Annotated in this window: 14 protein-coding genes; 4 read left to right on the top strand and 10 right to left on the bottom strand. The window is 60.9% G+C overall.

What is annotated here, in order from left to right:
* Positions 1-3: 3 nt before the first annotated feature.
* From CXK96_RS10705 to CXK96_RS10670, 8 genes are all read right to left on the bottom strand, one after another.
* Positions 4-906 (bottom strand): ABC transporter permease subunit, encoded by a 903-nt coding sequence (locus CXK96_RS10705; protein ID WP_102836450.1) that lies wholly within the window; start codon positions 904-906, stop codon positions 4-6.
* Complete coding sequence (locus tag CXK96_RS10700) at positions 903-1,799, bottom strand: ABC transporter permease subunit (protein ID WP_102836449.1); 897 nt, start codon at positions 1,797-1,799, stop codon at positions 903-905. Before CXK96_RS10700 ends, CXK96_RS10705 begins: the two co-directional genes overlap by 4 nt.
* Positions 1,796-2,947 (bottom strand): polyamine ABC transporter ATP-binding protein, encoded by a 1,152-nt coding sequence (gene potA, locus CXK96_RS10695; RefSeq protein ID WP_102836448.1) that lies wholly within the window; start codon positions 2,945-2,947, stop codon positions 1,796-1,798. Before potA ends, CXK96_RS10700 begins: the two co-directional genes overlap by 4 nt.
* A gap of 105 nt (positions 2,948-3,052) precedes the next feature.
* On the bottom strand, positions 3,053-4,138 hold the full coding sequence (locus tag CXK96_RS10690; RefSeq protein ID WP_102836447.1) for a polyamine ABC transporter substrate-binding protein: 1,086 nt from the start codon (positions 4,136-4,138) through the stop codon (positions 3,053-3,055).
* 228 nt (positions 4,139-4,366) lie between these two features.
* Positions 4,367-5,464, bottom strand: coding sequence for a polyamine ABC transporter substrate-binding protein (locus tag CXK96_RS10685; protein WP_102836446.1), 1,098 nt, complete (start codon positions 5,462-5,464; stop codon positions 4,367-4,369).
* A gap of 205 nt (positions 5,465-5,669) precedes the next feature.
* Entirely contained in the window at positions 5,670-7,028 is a 1,359-nt protein-coding gene (locus tag CXK96_RS10680; protein WP_102836445.1) for an aspartate aminotransferase family protein, read from the bottom strand.
* Positions 7,029-7,096: 68 nt separating this feature from the next.
* The gene (locus CXK96_RS10675) at positions 7,097-8,455 is read right to left on the bottom strand and encodes a glutamine synthetase family protein (protein ID WP_102836444.1); all 1,359 of its coding nucleotides are present in this window, start codon (positions 8,453-8,455) and stop codon (positions 7,097-7,099) included.
* 45 nt (positions 8,456-8,500) lie between these two features.
* On the bottom strand, positions 8,501-9,247 hold the full coding sequence (locus CXK96_RS10670) for a gamma-glutamyl-gamma-aminobutyrate hydrolase family protein (RefSeq protein ID WP_102836443.1): 747 nt from the start codon (positions 9,245-9,247) through the stop codon (positions 8,501-8,503).
* A gap of 251 nt (positions 9,248-9,498) precedes the next feature.
* Between CXK96_RS10670 and CXK96_RS10665 the strand changes: the two genes are divergently transcribed.
* From CXK96_RS10665 to aguA, 4 genes are all read left to right on the top strand, one after another.
* Positions 9,499-10,875 carry a glutamine synthetase family protein gene (locus CXK96_RS10665; protein ID WP_102836442.1) on the top strand — a complete coding sequence of 459 codons (1,377 nt, stop codon included), beginning with the start codon at positions 9,499-9,501 and terminating at the stop codon, positions 10,873-10,875.
* 164 nt (positions 10,876-11,039) lie between these two features.
* Positions 11,040-11,696 carry a TetR/AcrR family transcriptional regulator gene (locus CXK96_RS10660; protein ID WP_102836772.1) on the top strand — a complete coding sequence of 219 codons (657 nt, stop codon included), beginning with the start codon at positions 11,040-11,042 and terminating at the stop codon, positions 11,694-11,696.
* Between the two features lie 135 nt (positions 11,697-11,831).
* A complete protein-coding gene (gene aguB / locus CXK96_RS10655) occupies positions 11,832-12,710 on the top strand; it encodes an N-carbamoylputrescine amidase (RefSeq protein ID WP_102836441.1) in 879 nt (292 codons plus the stop codon).
* Between the two features lie 139 nt (positions 12,711-12,849).
* Complete coding sequence (aguA, locus tag CXK96_RS10650; protein WP_102836440.1) at positions 12,850-13,965, top strand: agmatine deiminase; 1,116 nt, start codon at positions 12,850-12,852, stop codon at positions 13,963-13,965.
* Positions 13,966-14,033: 68 nt separating this feature from the next.
* On the opposite strand, the gene CXK96_RS10645 is transcribed toward aguA, so the two are convergent.
* Both CXK96_RS10645 and desA read right to left on the bottom strand, forming a co-directional pair.
* Positions 14,034-15,032: a GGDEF domain-containing protein gene (locus tag CXK96_RS10645; RefSeq protein WP_102836439.1), complete on the bottom strand. Its 999-nt coding sequence runs from the start codon at positions 15,030-15,032 to the stop codon at positions 14,034-14,036.
* A gap of 141 nt (positions 15,033-15,173) precedes the next feature.
* Positions 15,174-16,364: a delta-9 fatty acid desaturase DesA gene (gene desA, locus CXK96_RS10640; RefSeq protein WP_102836438.1), complete on the bottom strand. Its 1,191-nt coding sequence runs from the start codon at positions 16,362-16,364 to the stop codon at positions 15,174-15,176.
* Positions 16,365-16,434: the final 70 nt, after the last annotated feature.

Genomic DNA, 16,434 nt, shown 5'->3' with positions numbered 1-16,434 from the left:
CCATCAGCTGTGCGCCGAGGGCGGCGTCATCACCTTGCGGCTGTCGATCACCTGACGCCAGGTCGGGTTGGCATGGCTGTCATCCATCGCCTGGCGCATCGCCCGCACACGGCGCTTTTCGGCGCGACGGCCGATGTACCAGGCAATGAAGGTCGCCAGCGACACCACCAGCAGGATCAGACTGGCGACGGCGTTGATTTCAGGCTTCACACCCAGGCGCACCGCCGAGAAAATCTCCATTGGCAGCGTCGTTGCTCCTGGACCGGAGACGAAGCTGGCCAGAACCAGATCGTCCAGCGACAGGGCAAAGGACAGCATGCCGCCCGCCGCCAAGGATGGCGCAATCATCGGCATGGTGATCAGGAAGAACACCTTCCAGGGGCGCGCCCCCAGATCCATTGCGGCCTCCTCGATGGACTGATCCAGCTCGCGCAGACGCGCCATCACCACCACCGCCACATAGGCCGAGCAGAAGGTGGTGTGGGCGATCCAGATGGTGACGATGCCGCGCTGAGCAGGCCAGCCGACCAGCTGCGCCATGGCCACGAACAACAGCAGCAAGGACAGACCGGTGATCACCTCGGGCATCACCAGCGGCGCCGTGACCAGACCGCCGAACACGGTGCGGCCGCGGAAGTTGGGGATCCGCGTCAGCACGAAGGCGGCCATGGTGCCCAGTGCCACTGCGGCAATAGCGGTGTAGAAAGCGATCTCCAGCGAACGCATGACTGCGCCCATCAGCTGGGTATTGTCCAGCAACCCGGCATACCACTTCAGCGACCAGCCGCCCCACACCGTCACCAGCCGTGAGGCGTTGAAGGAGTAGATGACCAGGAGCACCATCGGCAGGTAGATGAACAACAACCCGAGCACCAGGATCAGGTTGGAAAAGCTGTAACGCTTCATAGCTTGCCCTCCAGTTCCTTGGTCTGGTTCCTGTTGAACAGAATGATCGGCACCAAGAGGATCGCCAGCATCACCACCGCCAGTGCAGACGCTACCGGCCAGTCGCGGTTATTGAAGAACTCCTGCCACAGCACCTTGCCGATCATCAGCGTCTCCGGTCCGCCGAGCAGCTCGGGGATGACGAACTCGCCCACCACCGGAATGAACACCAGCATGCAGCCGGCGATGATGCCGTTTTTGGATAGGGGCACCGTGATCCTCCAGAAACTGGTCAGGTTGCGCGCGCCGAGGTCGGACGCGGCCTCCAGCAGGCTGAGGTCGTGTTTCACCAGGTTGGCGTAGAGCGGCAGGATCATGAACGGCAGGTAGGAATACACCACGCCGATGTAGACGGCGAGGTCGGTGTTGAGGATGCGCAGCGGTTCGTCGATCAGGCCCAGGCCCTGCAACAGGCCGTTGAGAATACCGTTGCTGCTGAGGATGCCCATCCAGGCGTAGACGCGAATCAGGATCGCCGTCCAGGTCGGCATCATGATCAGCAGCAGCAGCACCGTCTGCAGGTCCTTGCGCGCCCGAGCGATGGCGTAGGCCATCGGATAGCCCACCAGCAGGCAGATCAGCGTGCTGAAAAACGCAATGCGCAGCGAACCGGCGTAGGCCGCCCAGTACAGATCGTCCTCGCTGAGGAAGACGTAGTTACCCAGGTTGATGATGATCTGCAGCTGCTGCTCGGCGTAGGCAAAAACTTCCGTGTAGGGCGGAATCGCCACATCGGCTTCGGCAAAGCTGATCTTCAGCACGATTACGAACGGCAGCAGGAAAAACAGCGCCAACCAGAGGAAGGGAACGCCGATGACCAGTCGACGCCCCGGGTTCAGGCGTGAGCGGCTCATGCCTGCAACACCACGCCGCTGTCGTCCCACCAGTAGACGAACACCTGTTCCTCCCAGGTTGGCAGCTTCACGTGTCGCTCGGCGTTGGCCATGAACGCCTGCAGGATGCCGCCGGACGGCAGCTGAATGTAATAGACGGAGTGGCCGCCCAGATAGGCGATGTCGTAGACGACGCCCTTGGCCCAGTTGTAGCCGGGCCGCTGCAGGTCAGGCAGCTCGGTGCCGATCAGCAGCTTTTCCGGCCGTATGGCGTAGGTGATCTGCTTGTCCTGGGCCCGGGTGCTAATGCCGTGGCCGACGTAAATCGGATTGTCCAAGCCAGGACAGGCGATCACAGCATGGTCTTCCAGGTCCTCAATCAGCTCGCCGTCGAACAGATTGACGTTGCCGATGAACTCGCACACCAGGCGGCTCGCTGGCGTTTCGTAAATGTCCATCGGGCTGCCGACCTGAGCGATCCAACCGAGGTGCATGATCGCGATGCGCTCGGCCATGGTCATGGCCTCTTCCTGATCGTGGGTCACCATCACGCAGGTCACTCCGACCCGCTCGATGATCTGGACCAGCTCCAGCTGCATCTGCGAGCGCAGCTTCTTGTCCAGCGCGCCCATGGGCTCATCGAGCAAAAGCAGCTTCGGTCGCTTGGCCAGCGAGCGGGCCAGCGCGACACGCTGACGCTGGCCGCCGGACAGCTGATGCGGCTTGCGCTTGGCGTACTGGCTCATCTGCACCAAGGTGAGCATCTCGTCGACGCGGGTCTGCACCTCGCTCTTCGACAGTCCATCCTGCTTCAGACCGAAGGCGATGTTCTGCGCCACGGTCATGTGCGGGAACAGCGCATAGGACTGGAACATCATGTTGATCGGCCGCTCGTAAGGCGGCATGTCAGTGATGTCCTGGCCGTCGAGAAATATCCGCCCTTCGGTGGGGCGCTCGAAGCCCGCCAACATGCGCAGCAAGGTGGACTTGCCGGAGCCGGACCCGCCGAGCAGGGCAAAGATTTCGCCTTGGTGAATGCTCAATGAGACATCATCAACCGCCACCGTTTCGTCGAACTTCTTGGTGACGCGGTCGATCTTCAGCAGCACCTGCTTGTTCTGGCTCTCACCGGTGAGAGCCTTTTTGTAGGCGCTGGAGGCAACGGCCATGCGCGAACTCCCGATTGGAATAATGGACCCGGACAACGCCGGGAAACGACATGTTGCAAGGGCAGGACGGAAGACCAGCAACGACTCCCGCCTTGCCCGGTGTGGCTATTGACCGGACTTGACCTTGGTCCAGGTACGGGTCATCAGGCGAATGATTTTCTGTGGCAGCTCGGCGGAGACGTACAGACGATCCAGCACCGCTTGTGGGGGATAGACCGACGGATCGTTACGCACCTCCTGATCCATCAGCTCGCCAGCCTTGAGATTGGGGTTGGCGTAGCCCACGTAATCGCTGACCGACGCGATCACCTCAGGCTCGAGCAGATAGTTGATGAAGGCATGGGCTTCCTCGACATTTTGCGCGTCGACCGGAATGGCCAGCATGTCGAACCAGAGATTGCCGCCCTCTTTAGGAATCGTATAAGCGATGTCGATGCCCTTGCCGGCTTCGTCGGCGCGCGCCGCCGCCTGGAAGATGTCCCCGGAGAAGCCTGCGGCTATGCAGATGTTGCCGTTCGCCAGGTCCGATATGTACTTGGATGAATGGAAATAGCGGACGTAGGGGCGGATTTCTAGCAGTTTCGCTTCAGCCTTGGCGTAATCGTCCGGGTCGGTGCTGTTGGGGTCCAGGCCGAGGTAGTTGAGCATCGCCGGGATCATTTCATCAGGCGAGTCGAGCAAGGCAATGCCGCAGCCGGCCAGCTTCTTGGCGTTCTCCGGCTCGAAAATTACCGCCCAGGAATCGACCTTCTCGATGCCCAGCGCAGCCGTGACCTTTTCTACGTTGTAGCCAATGCCATTGGTGCCCCATAGATAGGGCGCCGCATAGGCATTGCCCGGATCGTTCTTCTCGAGCTGCTTGAGCAGCGCGGGATCCAGGTGCTCCCAATTGGGCAGCTTGCTCTTGTCCAGTTTCTGGAAAGCGCCAGCGCGAATCTGTTTGCCGAGAAAGTGGTTCGAGGGCACCACCACGTCATAGCCGGTCCGGCCAGCGAGCAGTTTGCCCTCAAGGGTTTCGTTTGAATCGAACACGTCATAGACAGGCTTGATGCCGGTCTTTTCTTCGAATTCTTCCAGTGTTGTTTCGCCGATGTAATCGGACCAGTTGTAGATATGCACCGTGGCAGCCTGAGCGGATGCAGCACCGCTGACCGCAGCGGCTATAAGAAGCGACTTCAATGTCGAGCGCATGAGAGTGTCCTCTTGGTGCAGACCGCGCGATCAGTGGGCGAAAGGCGGGCTGTTTATTGGAAAAACCTCTAAAAATCAACTGGCACGGCGTAACAGACGAGACGGTCACGCCCGTAGGAGGCACCGCAGCCGGATCGCAAGCCAGCGTTGCGGGTCGGTACTTCGCCGCCTGAAAGGGTTGGTGAAGCCTCGCGCAGGCCCGCGAACAGGCCTGGCGAGACGGGTGGATCAACGGCCGGATTTGATCTTGGTCCAGCTGCGAGTCATGGTGCGCTGAGTCTTCGGATCGAGGTCCGGGAAGGTGTAGAGCTTCTGCAGAACGGCCTGGCTCGGGTAGACGCCCGGGTCGGTACGAATCGCTTCATCCACCAGCGGCGTGGCGGCAGCGTTGCCATTGGGGAATTGCACATAGTTGGTGATGTTGGCCATTACCTCAGGCTTCATCAGGTAGTTGAGGAAGACATGAGCCTCGTCGACATTGTTCGCATCAGCTGGAATCGCCAGCATGTCGAAGAAGGTGCCTGCGCCTTCCTTGGGAATGTTGTACTTGACCGTGACCTCGTTGCCGGCTTCTTCGGCACGCGCCTTGGCCTGGTAGATGTCACCGGAGTAGCCGATGGCAACGCAGACGTTACCGTTGGCCAGATCGGAGATGTACTTCGAGGAATGGAAATAGGCCACGCTCGGACGGATCTGCATGAACAGCTCTTCAGCCTTCTTCAGCTCGTCCTTGTTAGTGGTGTCAGGCTTGTAGCCCAGGTAGTGCAGTGCAGCCGGAAGGATTTCGGTGGGCGAATCGAGGAAGGAAACGCCACAGGATTTCAGCTTTTCCATGTTTTCCGGCTTGAACACCAGGTCCCAGGAATCGACCGGAGCGTCTTCGCCCAGAGCAGCCTTGACCTTCTCAGGGTTGTAGCCGATGCCGATGGTGCCCCACATGTACGGCACCGCGTACAGGTTGTCCGGGTCGCTCGGCTGGAGCGCTTTTAGCAGATCCTTGTCGAGGTTTTCCCAGTTTGGCAGCTTGCTCTTGTCGAGCTTCTGGAACACCCCGGCTTTGATCTGCTTCGCCAGGAAGGGGTTGGACGGTACGACTACGTCATAGCCGGAGCTGCCGGCGAGAAGTTTGGCTTCCAGCACCTCATTGCTGTCGAATACGTCGTAGACGACTTTGATGCCGGTTTCCTTGGTGAAATTCTCCAAGGTGTCTTCGGCGATATAGTCGGACCAGTTGTAGACGTGTAGTACCTTGTCTTCGGCCTGCGCAGCGCCGGCGACCGCGCCAGCCAGCGTCATCGCAAGTAGGGTCTTGGCAAAGGTTTTCATCCGTGCAGCTCCTGTTGTAGTCATCTGTTGGGCTGTGGGCAGCTCATGGTGTGCCGGCATCGACACACCCTCGGTAAGTCAGGCCAAAGCACGCGCGCAGTCTGGCAAGGTCGCTGGCTGTTTTTCAACAGCTTGCATACGTTCCGCGCGGACGCGTTTCAAGTCGCTATCCGGCGCCGGAAGCATCCTGCCGGCGCCAGTTCACTCAACCCCGTGCATCCTTCAACGTCGCGTCCAGGCACAACCGGACTTTGCTGATCAGCTCGTCGATCTGCTCCTCGTTGATCACAAGCGGTGGCGAAATGATCATGGTGTCTCCCACGGCGCGCATCACCAGACCGTTACGGAAGCAGTGCTCACGACAGAGCATGCCCACGCCAGGGTCAGCGAAACGCTCGCGGGTCTTCTTGTTTTTCACCAGCTCCAGCGCGCCAAGCATGCCGACGCCTCGGGCCTCACCCACCAGCGGATGCTCGACCAGCTCACGCCAACGAGTTTGCAAATAGGGTGCCGTCTTGCTTTTCACCCGCTCGACGATCTTTTCCTCGCGCAGGATGCGGATGTTTTCCAGCGCCACCGCCGCCGCTACCGGATGCCCGGAATAGGTGAAGCCGTGATAGAACTCGCCACCCTCGTTGAGGGTGTGCACCACTTCGTCGCGCACCACCACGCCGCCCATGGGCAAATAGCCGGACGTCAGGCCCTTGGCAATGGGCATCAGGTCCGGCGCATTGCCGTAGTAGTCGCTCCCGAACCATTCGCCGGTCCGGCCGAAGCCGCAGATGACTTCGTCAGCAATGAACAGGATGTCGTAGCGGGCGAGGATTTCACGGATCTTCGGCCAATAGCTATCCGGCGGAATGATCACGCCGCCGGCACCCTGGATCGGTTCGGCGATAAAAGCGGCGACTTTGTCTTCGCCTACTTCCAGAATCTTTTGCTCAAGCTGCTGCGCCACGCGAACGCCGAATTCGTCCGGATCGAGGTCACCGCCCTCACCGAACCAGTAGGGCTGGTCGATGTGCTCGATGCCCGGAATCGGCCCGTCGCCCTGCTCGTGCATGACCTTCATGCCGCCCAGGCTGGCACCGGCGATGGTTGAGCCGTGATAGCCGTTCCAGCGACCGATCACCACTTTCTTCTGCGGCCGCCCTTTGATCGCCCAATAGTGACGGACCATGCGCAGCACGGTGTCGTTGGCTTCCGAGCCGGAGCCGGTGAAGAACACATGGTTCATGCCTTCCGGCGCGATCTCGGCGATGGCCTTGGCCAGTGCCAGCGCCGGCGGGTGGGCGGTCTGGAAAAACAGGTTGTAATAAGGAAGCTCGCGCATCTGCCGAGTCGCCGCCTCAACCAGCTCTTCGCGGCCATAGCCGAGGTTGACGCACCAGAGCCCGGCCATCGCATCAAGGATCTTGTGGCCTTCGCTGTCCCAGAGGTAGACGCCCTCGCCCCGCGTGATGATGCGCGTGCCCTTGGCGTTGAGCGCCTTGAAGTCGGTGAACGGCGGCAGGTGATGGTCGCGGCTCAGGGCTTGCCATTGCAGGGTTTGCGAATCGCTCATCAATCACCTCTTGGTAGTGTTTGTTTGGTCTCGGATGAAAGACGCTTCATCCACCCCACGGCTGTTCGTTACACCGAGAGCATCAGGAATTCCCGCTCCCAGGAACTGATGACCCGGTGGTAGTTCTCCTGTTCGGCGCGTTTGACTGCGATGTAGCCGGTGATGAACTTGGGGCTCAGGTATTTCTCCAGCGGCCGGCAGGTCTCCATGCGTTCCAGTGCCGCTTCCAGGGTGAGCGGCAGGCGCAGATTACGACGCTCATAGCCGCGGCCTTTGACTGGCTGACTCGGCGGCAACTCCTCGACCATGCCGATGTAGCCGCACAGCAGGCTGGCGGCGATGGCGAGATAAGGGTTGGCATCGGCGCCCGGCAGGCGGTTCTCGACGCGGCGGTTCTGTGGATCGGAGTCTGGAACTCGCAAGCCAACAGTACGATTTTCCTCGCCCCATTCGACGTTCACCGGCGCCGAGGTGTCCGGCAGGAAGCGGCGGAACGAGTTGACGTTTGGCGCGAACAGCGGCAACAGCTCGGGGATGTATTTCTGCAGGCCACCGACGTGGTGCAGGAACAGCTGGCTCATGGTGCCGTCGCTGTTGGAAAAGATGTTGCGCCCGGTTTCCAGATCCACAACGCTCTGGTGCAGATGCATCGCGCTGCCCGGCTCGCCGGTCATGGGCTTGGCCATGAAGGTGGCCGCCACGTTGTGCTTGAGCGCCGCCTCGCGCATGGTGCGCTTGAACACCAGAATCTGGTCAGCCAGGTGCAGCGCCTCGCCGTGACGGAAGTTGATTTCCATCTGCGCGGTGCCTTCTTCGTGGATCAGCGTATCCAGATCCAGCCCCTGGGCCTCGCACCAGTCGTACATGTCTTCGAACAGCGGGTCGAACTCGTTGGCGGCGTCGATGGAGAACGACTGCCGGCCCGTCTCCTGCCGGCCCGAGCGCCCGATCGGCGGCTGGAACGGCAGGTCCGGATCCTCGCAGCGCTTGGTCAGGTAGAACTCCATCTCCGGCGCGACGATGGGCTGCCAGCCCTTGTCCGCGTACATCTTCAACACGCGCTTGAGAATGTTACGCGGCGAGATCTCGATGGGATTGCCCATCTTGTCGTAGGTGTCGTGGATGACCTGCGCAGTCGGCTCGATGGCCCAGGGCACTAGAAACACCGCGTCAGGGTCGGGCCGGCAGAACATGTCGATGTCGGCGGGATCGAGCAGCTCGTAATAGATATCGTCCTCGACGTAGTCACCGGTCACGGTCTGCAGCAGCACGCTCTCCGGCAGGCGCATGCCCTTCTCATCAAGGAACTTGTTGGTGGGCGAGATCTTGCCGCGGGCGATGCCGGTCAGGTCGCTGATCAGGCACTCCACCTCGGTAATCTTGCGTTCTTTCAGCCAGCCGGTGAGCTGGTCGAGCTTGCTGGACATATCGACCTCAGAAATTAATGAAACGAGCGCCGTGCCGGCCCGCGCTCAGCGCCGTCCTGCGCGTTCCTGGCAAGCCCGGGCAAAGCCCTGGAACAACGCCAGGTAATAAGGATGCTCATGCACCTTCCATTCCGGATGCCACTGCACGCCGAGTGCGAAGCTGCGCGCGCCTTCGACGGAAAACGCTTCGATCAGCCCATCGGATGCCAACGCCTCGATACGCAAACCCTCGCCGAGCCGCTCGACACCTTGGCCATGCACCGAGTTGACCTCTATCTGCGCTGGCAATCCGAGACGCTGCAGCAAACCACCCGGTTGCACGTGCAACGGATGGCTTAGACCATACTGCACCTCAACGGGATCCTCGGCACGCTCGCGGTGATCAGCATAGGGCCCCACCTCGTGGACTTTCTGGTGCAAGCTGCCGCCAAACGCGACGTTCATTTCCTGAAACCCGCGGCATACGCCGAACACCGGAACACCCGCATCAACCGCCGCACGGATCAGCGGCAGCGTCAGTTGATCACGTGAAGGATCATGGTCGGTGCCCTCGGCACTGGCCGGGCCGCCATAATGGTGCGGCTCGACGTTGGATGGCGAGCCGGTAAACAGCAGGCCGTCTAAGCTATCTAACAGGGCGGCAGGGGCGATCAGATCGCCAAGCGCCGGGATGACCAACGGCATGCCGGCTACAGCCGCCGCGCGCAGGTACTTATCACCGGCTATGTGGAAACTGTGGTGGCCGATCTGCCTGGTACAGGCGGAAACGCCGATCAATGGCACGCGAGGCATGGGATACTCGTCTTTCCAGATGGGGCTCGTCGGAGAGTAGTCTTGTTCGTTTTTATAGACAATAGCCGAGGGTTTCCGCTTCGCAAAGCCATGTCAGCGTTTCGGGATTGCCTCCCTGATTGCCCCGAAAACGCCCACTGTGGGCGTTGATGAGGCATTTCGAGGCGCTATTGACAGCGACAGGGCTTTTCGATTGACTCCAAGACAAGCTGTTTGATGATTGAAATTTTTAACAATTAAGGTGCTTCATCATGCTTCCGCCGCCGCGTGCCGTTCAGCTCAACGAAGCGAACGCATTTCTAAAGGAACACCCGGAGGTCCAGTACGTCGACCTGCTGATTGCAGACATGAACGGTGTCGTCCGGGGCAAGCGCATCGAGCGCGCCAGCCTGCACAAGGTGTATGAAAAAGGCATCAACCTCCCGGCCTCGCTGTTCGCCCTCGACATCAATGGGATCACTGTGGAGAGCTCTGGACTGGGGATGGACATCGGTGACTCCGACCGGACCTGTTTCCCCATTCCCAACACGCTCAGTAACGAGCCATGGCAGAAACGCCCCACGGCCCAGCTGTTGATGACCATGCACGAGCGAGACGGCTCGCCATTCTTCGCCGATCCACGGGAAGTGCTGCGCCAAGTAGTGAGCAAGTTCGATGAGCTGGGCCTGACCATCTGCGCGGCGTTCGAACTGGAGTTCTACCTGATCGACCAGGAAAACGTAAACGGCCGTCCGCAGCCACCGCGCTCGCCCATTTCCGGCAAGCGCCCGCACTCCACCCAGGTCTATCTGATTGATGACCTGGACGAGTACGTCGACTGCCTGCAGGACGTTCTCGAAGGTGCGAAGGAGCAGGGCATTCCCGCCGATGCCATCGTCAAGGAAAGCGCCCCGGCGCAGTTCGAGGTCAACCTCCATCACGTCGCCGATCCGATCAAGGCCTGCGATTACGCGGTGTTGCTCAAGCGGCTGATCAAGAACATCGCCTACGACCATGAGATGGACACCACCTTTATGGCCAAGCCCTACCCGGGCCAGGCCGGCAACGGTCTGCACGTGCATATCTCGCTGCTGGACAAGAACGGCAACAATATTTTCGCCACCGGCAATCCGCTGGAAAGCGAAACGCTGCGCCACGCCATTGGTGGCATCCAGCAGACCATGGCTGCGTCCATGGCCTTCCTCTGCCCGAACGTTAACTCCTATCGCCGCTTCGGCGCGCAGTTCTACGTGCCGAACGCGCCCTGCTGGGGCCTGGACAACCGCACCGTGGCGCTGCGCGTACCAACTGACAGCCCCGACGCCGTGCGCATCGAGCATCGCGTTGCCGGCGCAGACGCCAACCCCTATCTGCTGCTGGCCAGCGTACTGGCCGGCATTCACCACGGCCTGACCAATAAGATCGCGCCCGATGAACCGATTGAGGGCAATTCCTACGAGCAGGTCGAGCCAAGCTTGCCCTCCAACCTGCGCGATGCGCTGCGCGAGCTGGACGACAGCGAGATCATGGCGCGCTACATCAGCCCGCAGTACACCGACATCTTCGTGGCATGCAAGGAGAGCGAGCTGGAGGAGTTCGAACACTCGATCTCCGACCTCGAGTACAACTGGTACCTGCACACCGTCTGACGCCCGGCCCCGTACCGCTGGGTACGGGGCAGCCTGATTGTCTCCTTGGCTTGTTTCTCATGAGCCGCCGCGCAGCGGCCGTGTGAGCCCCTGCAGCGGCGTAGCCGGTATGAGCCGCGATGCCTACCGTTGCATCTGTCGACAGCCTGGCATCCAATACGGCCATGAGCACAGCCGAACCGACCCCGCGTACCGCTACCAACCGCAAGCCTCGCGCCAGCAGCCAGGCGCGGATTGCGCAGATTCTTGCCGCCGCTCGAGAGCTGCTCGTTGATTCCGGCGTGGGTGGGCTGTCGATCTACAGCGTGGCGGAGCGCGCGGCGATTCCACCCTCCTCGGTCTACCACTTCTTTGCCAGCGTGCCGGCCCTGCTCGAGGCGCTCACCGCTGATATCCACGCCGCCTTCCGGGCCAGCCTGCAGGAGCCGGTTGAGCACGACGCTCTCAATAGCTGGCACGACCTCTCGCGACTGATCGAACAACGCATGCTGGCCATCTATCAAAGCGATGCAGCGGCCCGCCAGCTGATTCTTGCGCAGCACGGCCTGGCGGAAGTCACCCAGGCTGACCGCCAACACGACATCGAACTCGCCGGGTTGATGCAGGTCCTCTTTGAACGGCATTTCCAGCTGCCAGTGCTGCCCGACGAGGTGGACGTGTTCGCCTTGGCGATGGAGCTTGGCGACCGTGTCTATGCGCGCTCTGTGCACCTGCACGGCGCCATCACGCCACGCATGGCCGAAGAAGGCATGCGGGTATTCGACGCTTACCTGGGGCTGTACCTGCCGCCATTTCTACCGAAGCGAACAGCACCGATTTAATCGATATTTATCGGACTAATGAAGGTAATAACTTTTCAAAGTCAATAAATAGCACTTTTAATCCAGATAACTATCGACTAGATTTCGCCATGCCCGACTTGGGCAGCCCTTACGCCAGCATCCGCGAGGTTCCTCATGTCCCGTACTGTCACCGTTGCCGCCACTCAGATGGCCTGTTCCTGGGATCGCGAAGCAAATATCGCCAATGCCGAGAAGCTGGTCCGTGAGGCTGCAGCCAAGGGCGCACAGGTCATCCTGATTCAGGAGCTATTCGAGACGCCGTATTTCTGCCAGAAGCCGAATCCTGAATACCTGCAGCTGGCCACTTCCGTGGAAGACAACCCGGCCGTTCAGCATTTCCAAAAGGTCGCGGCGGAGCTGCAAGTGGTACTGCCGGTAAGCTTCTTCGAACTCTCTGGGCGAGCACGCTTCAACTCGATCGCCATCATCGACGCCGACGGCAAGGTGCTGGGCGTCTATCGCAAGAGCCATATCCCGGACGGCCCCGGTTACCACGAGAAGTATTACTTCAACCCGGGCGATACCGGTTTCAAGGTCTGGAACACCCGTTACGCCAAGATTGGCGTGGCCATCTGCTGGGACCAGTGGTTCCCTGAAACTGCGCGCAGCATGGCGTTGATGGGTGCCGAGCTGCTGTTCTATCCGACGGCGATTGGCAGCGAGCCGCACGATTCGAGCATCACCTCGCGCGACCACTGGCAGCGCGTGCAGCAGGGCCATGCCGGTGCCAACCTGATGCCGCTGATCGCCAGCAACCGCATCGGCCGCGAAGAGCAGGACGGCTACGACATTACCTTCTACGGCTCATCCTTCATTGCCGACCAGTTCGGTGCCAAGGTCGAGGAGCTGGACGAAACCAGCGAAGGCGTGCTGGTGCACCAGTTCGATCTGGACAAGCTCGAGCACATCCGCAGCGCCTGGGGCGTGTTCCGTGATCGCCGTCCGAACCTGTATAGCCCGATCAAGACGCTGGACGGTTCCTTGGAGTCCTGAGTCTGGCCTTTGATCGGCAAAGTGTTCAGTCGCACCACGCGTTACGGCTGAACGCCGTCCGCCATGGTCAGATATATCGCCGCTAATGAACGGCCGTTTGCATCCGGCCACGACAGATTGCCGTCCCCCAGGTAGACCGATGACCACTCTGACCACGACACCACGCGCCGACGATTTCCACATGCCCGCCGAGTGGGCGCCGCACAGTCAGACCTGGATGGTCTGGCCGCAGCGCCCGGACAACTGGCGCGAGCAGGCCACGCAAGCGCAGGCGGCCTTTACCGCGGTCGCCAAAGCCATTGCGCGCTTCGAGCCGGTCACCGTGTGCGCGACAGCCGAGCAGTTCCTTACCGCCCGCGCGCAACTGATCGACCCACGCATCCGGGTGGTGGAGATGAGCACCGACGACGCCTGGGTGCGCGACACCGGGCCGACCTTCCTGATCAATGGCAAGGGCGGCCTACGCGGCGTCGACTGGACCTTCAACGCTTGGGGCGGCCTCGACGGCGGGCTTTACAGCGAATGGCAGCGCGACGACGAGGTGGCGCAGAAGATCCTCGAACTCGAACGCTGTGATCGCTACCGCACCGAAGGCTTCATACTGGAAGGCGGCTCGATTCACGTCGACGGCGAAGGCACACTGATTACCACTGGAGAATGCCTGCTCAATCGCAACCGCAACCCGCACCTGTCACGCGAAGACATCGAAGCCGTGCTGGCCGACTACCTGGCTATCGACAAAGTCATCTGGTTGCCGCACGGCCTGTTCAACGACGAAACCGACGGACACGTGGACAACTTCTGCTGTTTCGTTCGCCCGGGTGAAGTGCTACTCGCCTGGACCGACGACCGCGACAATCCCAATTACGAACGCTGTCAGGCCGCCATGCAGGTGCTGGAGACGGCAACCGACGCCTGGGACCGTCGGCTGATCGTGCACAAGATGCCGATTCCGGGGCCGCTGCATGCCACCGAAGAGGAATGCGCCGGAGTGGTCCCGCTGGTTGGCAGTCAGCCGCGCGATCCGTCGATTCGCCTGGCGGGCAGCTATGTGAACTTCCTTATCGTCAACGGCGGCATCATCGCGCCCTCCTTTGATGATCCGCTGGACGCCGAGGCAGAGGCCATCCTCGCCAGGCTGTTCCCGCAGCATCAGGTCGTCATGGTGCCTGGTCGTGAAATCCTGCTCGGCGGTGGCAACATCCACTGCATCACCCAGCAACAGCCGATCGCGACCTTGACGCACAAAGGCTGAGCCCCTACGAAACGAAAAAACAGCTGCTAGCCCTGGGCTACGCAGCGGTTTTCTGCATCACAGTCGCTTCAGGCGACGATCACCTGGTTCTTACCCAGACGCTTGGCGGTGTACATGGCCGCATCGGCGCGAGCGAACAGGGCGCTGAGGTCAGGATCGCTGGCTCTCAGGTAGGTCACGCCCAGGCTGATGGTGACGCCAAAGCGCTGCCCGTCGGGGCTGGTGAACACCAGCCGCTGAATTTCACGCTGCAAGCGTTCGGCGATCTGCTCGGCAAGGTCCGGCTGGCAACCTGGAAGCAGCAAGGCAAACTCCTCGCCACCGATCCGGCCGAATAGATCACCGCGGCGCAACACCGACGAGCCGCACTGGGCCACGCGCTGCAGCACCTGATCGCCCATCTGATGACCGTGGGTGTCGTTGATGCGCTTGAAGTCATCGATGTCCAGCAGCTGGAACGCCAGGGACGTGGCGTACAGCCGGGCCAGATCGAACTCGCGCTGAGCGCATTCGAAGAAGTAACGCCGGTTGCTGCTCTGGGTCAGGACGTCAATTGTGGCCAGGCGTTGCAGCTCGCCTTCAAGTTGCTTCTTTTCGGTGATGTCCTCGGCGATCCCGACGATGATTGGCCCGTGCGTGCTGTTCGCATTGCGCGCAATGAAGCACTTATCACTGAGCCAGCGCAGCTGCCCATCGGTGCGAATGATGCGGTACTCACGCTCTTCGACTGCGCCCTTGTCCAGCACATCGAGCATGCTCTGCTGGGCGTACTCCAGATCGTCCGGGTAGATGCTGTTGCGCCACTCGCCGAAGTCAGACAGCAGCAACGCGGCCGAGCGGCCAAAGATCTGCTCGTAGGCCGGGCTGACGTAGATCATCTGCTGGGCTTGCCAGTCGAATGCCCAGAGCACCGCGTTAACAGCCCCCATCAAGGTGCTGAACAACTGCTCGCGCTCGCTCAGGCGCTCGACTTCGGCACGCGCGTGCATCAACGCTAAAAGGGTTTGCGCCTCAGTCGGCGGAAGGATCCCGACACCTGTGTCGCTTCGCTGCTTCACCAGATTCATACCTGCTTCCAAAAAATGGCGTCAGGCACCGGCGGAGACCCGCTGGGTAACTGTCGCAATAGCACCAGAATGCAGTTCAGAGAGTGGCAAGAAGGCAAAGTTCCGGCCGGCGCACCAGCTACAGGTCGCGCCGATCAGAGGTCAGGCTTGGGCGACAGCCGGTCTCAGCGAATAGGTCTTGAGGTGCTCGGCGAATTCACGCAACGACTGGATACCGCTGGCCTCGGCGTCCTGCACCCACTGCTTGATCGCGGCCAGCATGTCGTGGCCGTTGGCACTGGTGCGGCTCCAGATCTGTTGCAGGGCCAGGCGCTGCTCGTAGATCACCCGCAACGACTGGCTCTGCTCCAGGATTACCTCGATATGCGCTTGCTGGTCGTGCTGCAGCAGGCTCGGCTCACGCGATAGCAACCGCTTGGCACGGCGGAACTGATGCCGCATGGAGGTATCGGCACGCTGCAATTCGAGCTGTACCAGCGGCTTGATCACCAGCTTGCGGTACTGCGCCATGATCTGGAAACGGTTGTTCAGAATGGCCATGGCGCTGTCCATGTCCAGCTGATGCTTGGGCGTGACGCGGTGGGCAATGGGCGCCGTGCGGTTGACCTTGGCCAGGCCGAGCAGACTGAACAGCTTGATCCAGGCCCAGCCCATGTCGAACTCCCACTTGCGCACCGAGAGCTTGGCCGAGTTCGGGTAGGTGTGATGGTTGTTGTGCAGCTCTTCGCCACCGATGAGGATGCCCCATGGCACCAGATTGGTCGCGGCATCGCGGCATTCGAAATTGCGATAGCCCACCGCATGCCCCAACCCGTTCACCACACCCGCAGCCCACAGCGGAATCCAGATCATCTGCACAGCCCAGACCGTCAGGCCGATCACGCCGAACAGCGCCAGGTCGAGGCCGAGCATCAGCACGATGCCGAGGTTGGGAAAGCGGGAATACAGGTTGCGCTCGATCCAATCGTCCGGGCAGTTCTTCCCGTAGATCCGCAGGGTCTCCTCGTTCTTCGCCTCTTCCATGTACAGCTCGGCGCCGCGACGCAATACGGTGCCCAGCCCCTTCTGCACCGGGCTGTGCGGATCATCCGGGGTTTCACATTTGGCGTGATGCTTGCGATGGATGGCAGTCCATTCGCGGGTATTCATCGCTGTGGTCAGCCACAACCAGAAGCGGAAAAAATGCTTGAGCCCCGCATTCAACTCAAGTGAGCGGTGAGCGGAGTAACGATGCAGATAAACGGTGACCGCAACGATGGTGACATGGGTAAGAATGAGGGTGGTCGCAACGACCTGCCAGGCGGAAAGGTTGAGAAAACCGGTGTACCACATAGTGTCGCTGCCTCGCGGTGTAGAAAGCCGATCCGCAAACACGGACCTTGCTCATTATCCACGCTGCCTC

It is taken from the genome of Stutzerimonas stutzeri (assembly GCF_002890895.1).
Taxonomy (GTDB): domain Bacteria; phylum Pseudomonadota; class Gammaproteobacteria; order Pseudomonadales; family Pseudomonadaceae; genus Stutzerimonas; species Stutzerimonas stutzeri_AB.
Note: the sequence above shows the minus strand (reverse complement) of the source record. Positions and strands in the feature narration are given on the sequence as shown.

Bases quoted from the DNA above. Each gene is read 5' to 3' on its own strand.
- potA (WP_102836448.1), bottom strand. From the start codon at position 2,947: ATGGCCGTTGCCTCCAGCGCCTACAAAAAGGCTCTCACCGGTGAGAGC.
- CXK96_RS10685 (WP_102836446.1), bottom strand. From the start codon at position 5,464: ATGAAAACCTTTGCCAAGACCCTACTTGCGATGACGCTGGCTGGCGCG.
- aguB (WP_102836441.1), top strand. From the start codon at position 11,832: ATGTCCCGTACTGTCACCGTTGCCGCCACTCAGATGGCCTGTTCCTGG.
- CXK96_RS10680 (WP_102836445.1), bottom strand. From the start codon at position 7,028: ATGAGCGATTCGCAAACCCTGCAATGGCAAGCCCTGAGCCGCGACCAT.
- CXK96_RS10700 (WP_102836449.1), bottom strand. From the start codon at position 1,799: ATGAGCCGCTCACGCCTGAACCCGGGGCGTCGACTGGTCATCGGCGTT.
- CXK96_RS10645 (WP_102836439.1), bottom strand. From the start codon at position 15,032: ATGAATCTGGTGAAGCAGCGAAGCGACACAGGTGTCGGGATCCTTCCG.
- CXK96_RS10670 (WP_102836443.1), bottom strand. From the start codon at position 9,247: ATGCCTCGCGTGCCATTGATCGGCGTTTCCGCCTGTACCAGGCAGATC.
- CXK96_RS10665 (WP_102836442.1), top strand. From the start codon at position 9,499: ATGCTTCCGCCGCCGCGTGCCGTTCAGCTCAACGAAGCGAACGCATTT.
- CXK96_RS10705 (WP_102836450.1), bottom strand. From the start codon at position 906: ATGAAGCGTTACAGCTTTTCCAACCTGATCCTGGTGCTCGGGTTGTTG.
- CXK96_RS10690 (WP_102836447.1), bottom strand. From the start codon at position 4,138: ATGCGCTCGACATTGAAGTCGCTTCTTATAGCCGCTGCGGTCAGCGGT.
- aguA (WP_102836440.1), top strand. From the start codon at position 12,850: ATGACCACTCTGACCACGACACCACGCGCCGACGATTTCCACATGCCC.
- desA (WP_102836438.1), bottom strand. From the start codon at position 16,364: ATGTGGTACACCGGTTTTCTCAACCTTTCCGCCTGGCAGGTCGTTGCG.
- CXK96_RS10675 (WP_102836444.1), bottom strand. From the start codon at position 8,455: ATGTCCAGCAAGCTCGACCAGCTCACCGGCTGGCTGAAAGAACGCAAG.
- CXK96_RS10660 (WP_102836772.1), top strand. From the start codon at position 11,040: ATGAGCACAGCCGAACCGACCCCGCGTACCGCTACCAACCGCAAGCCT.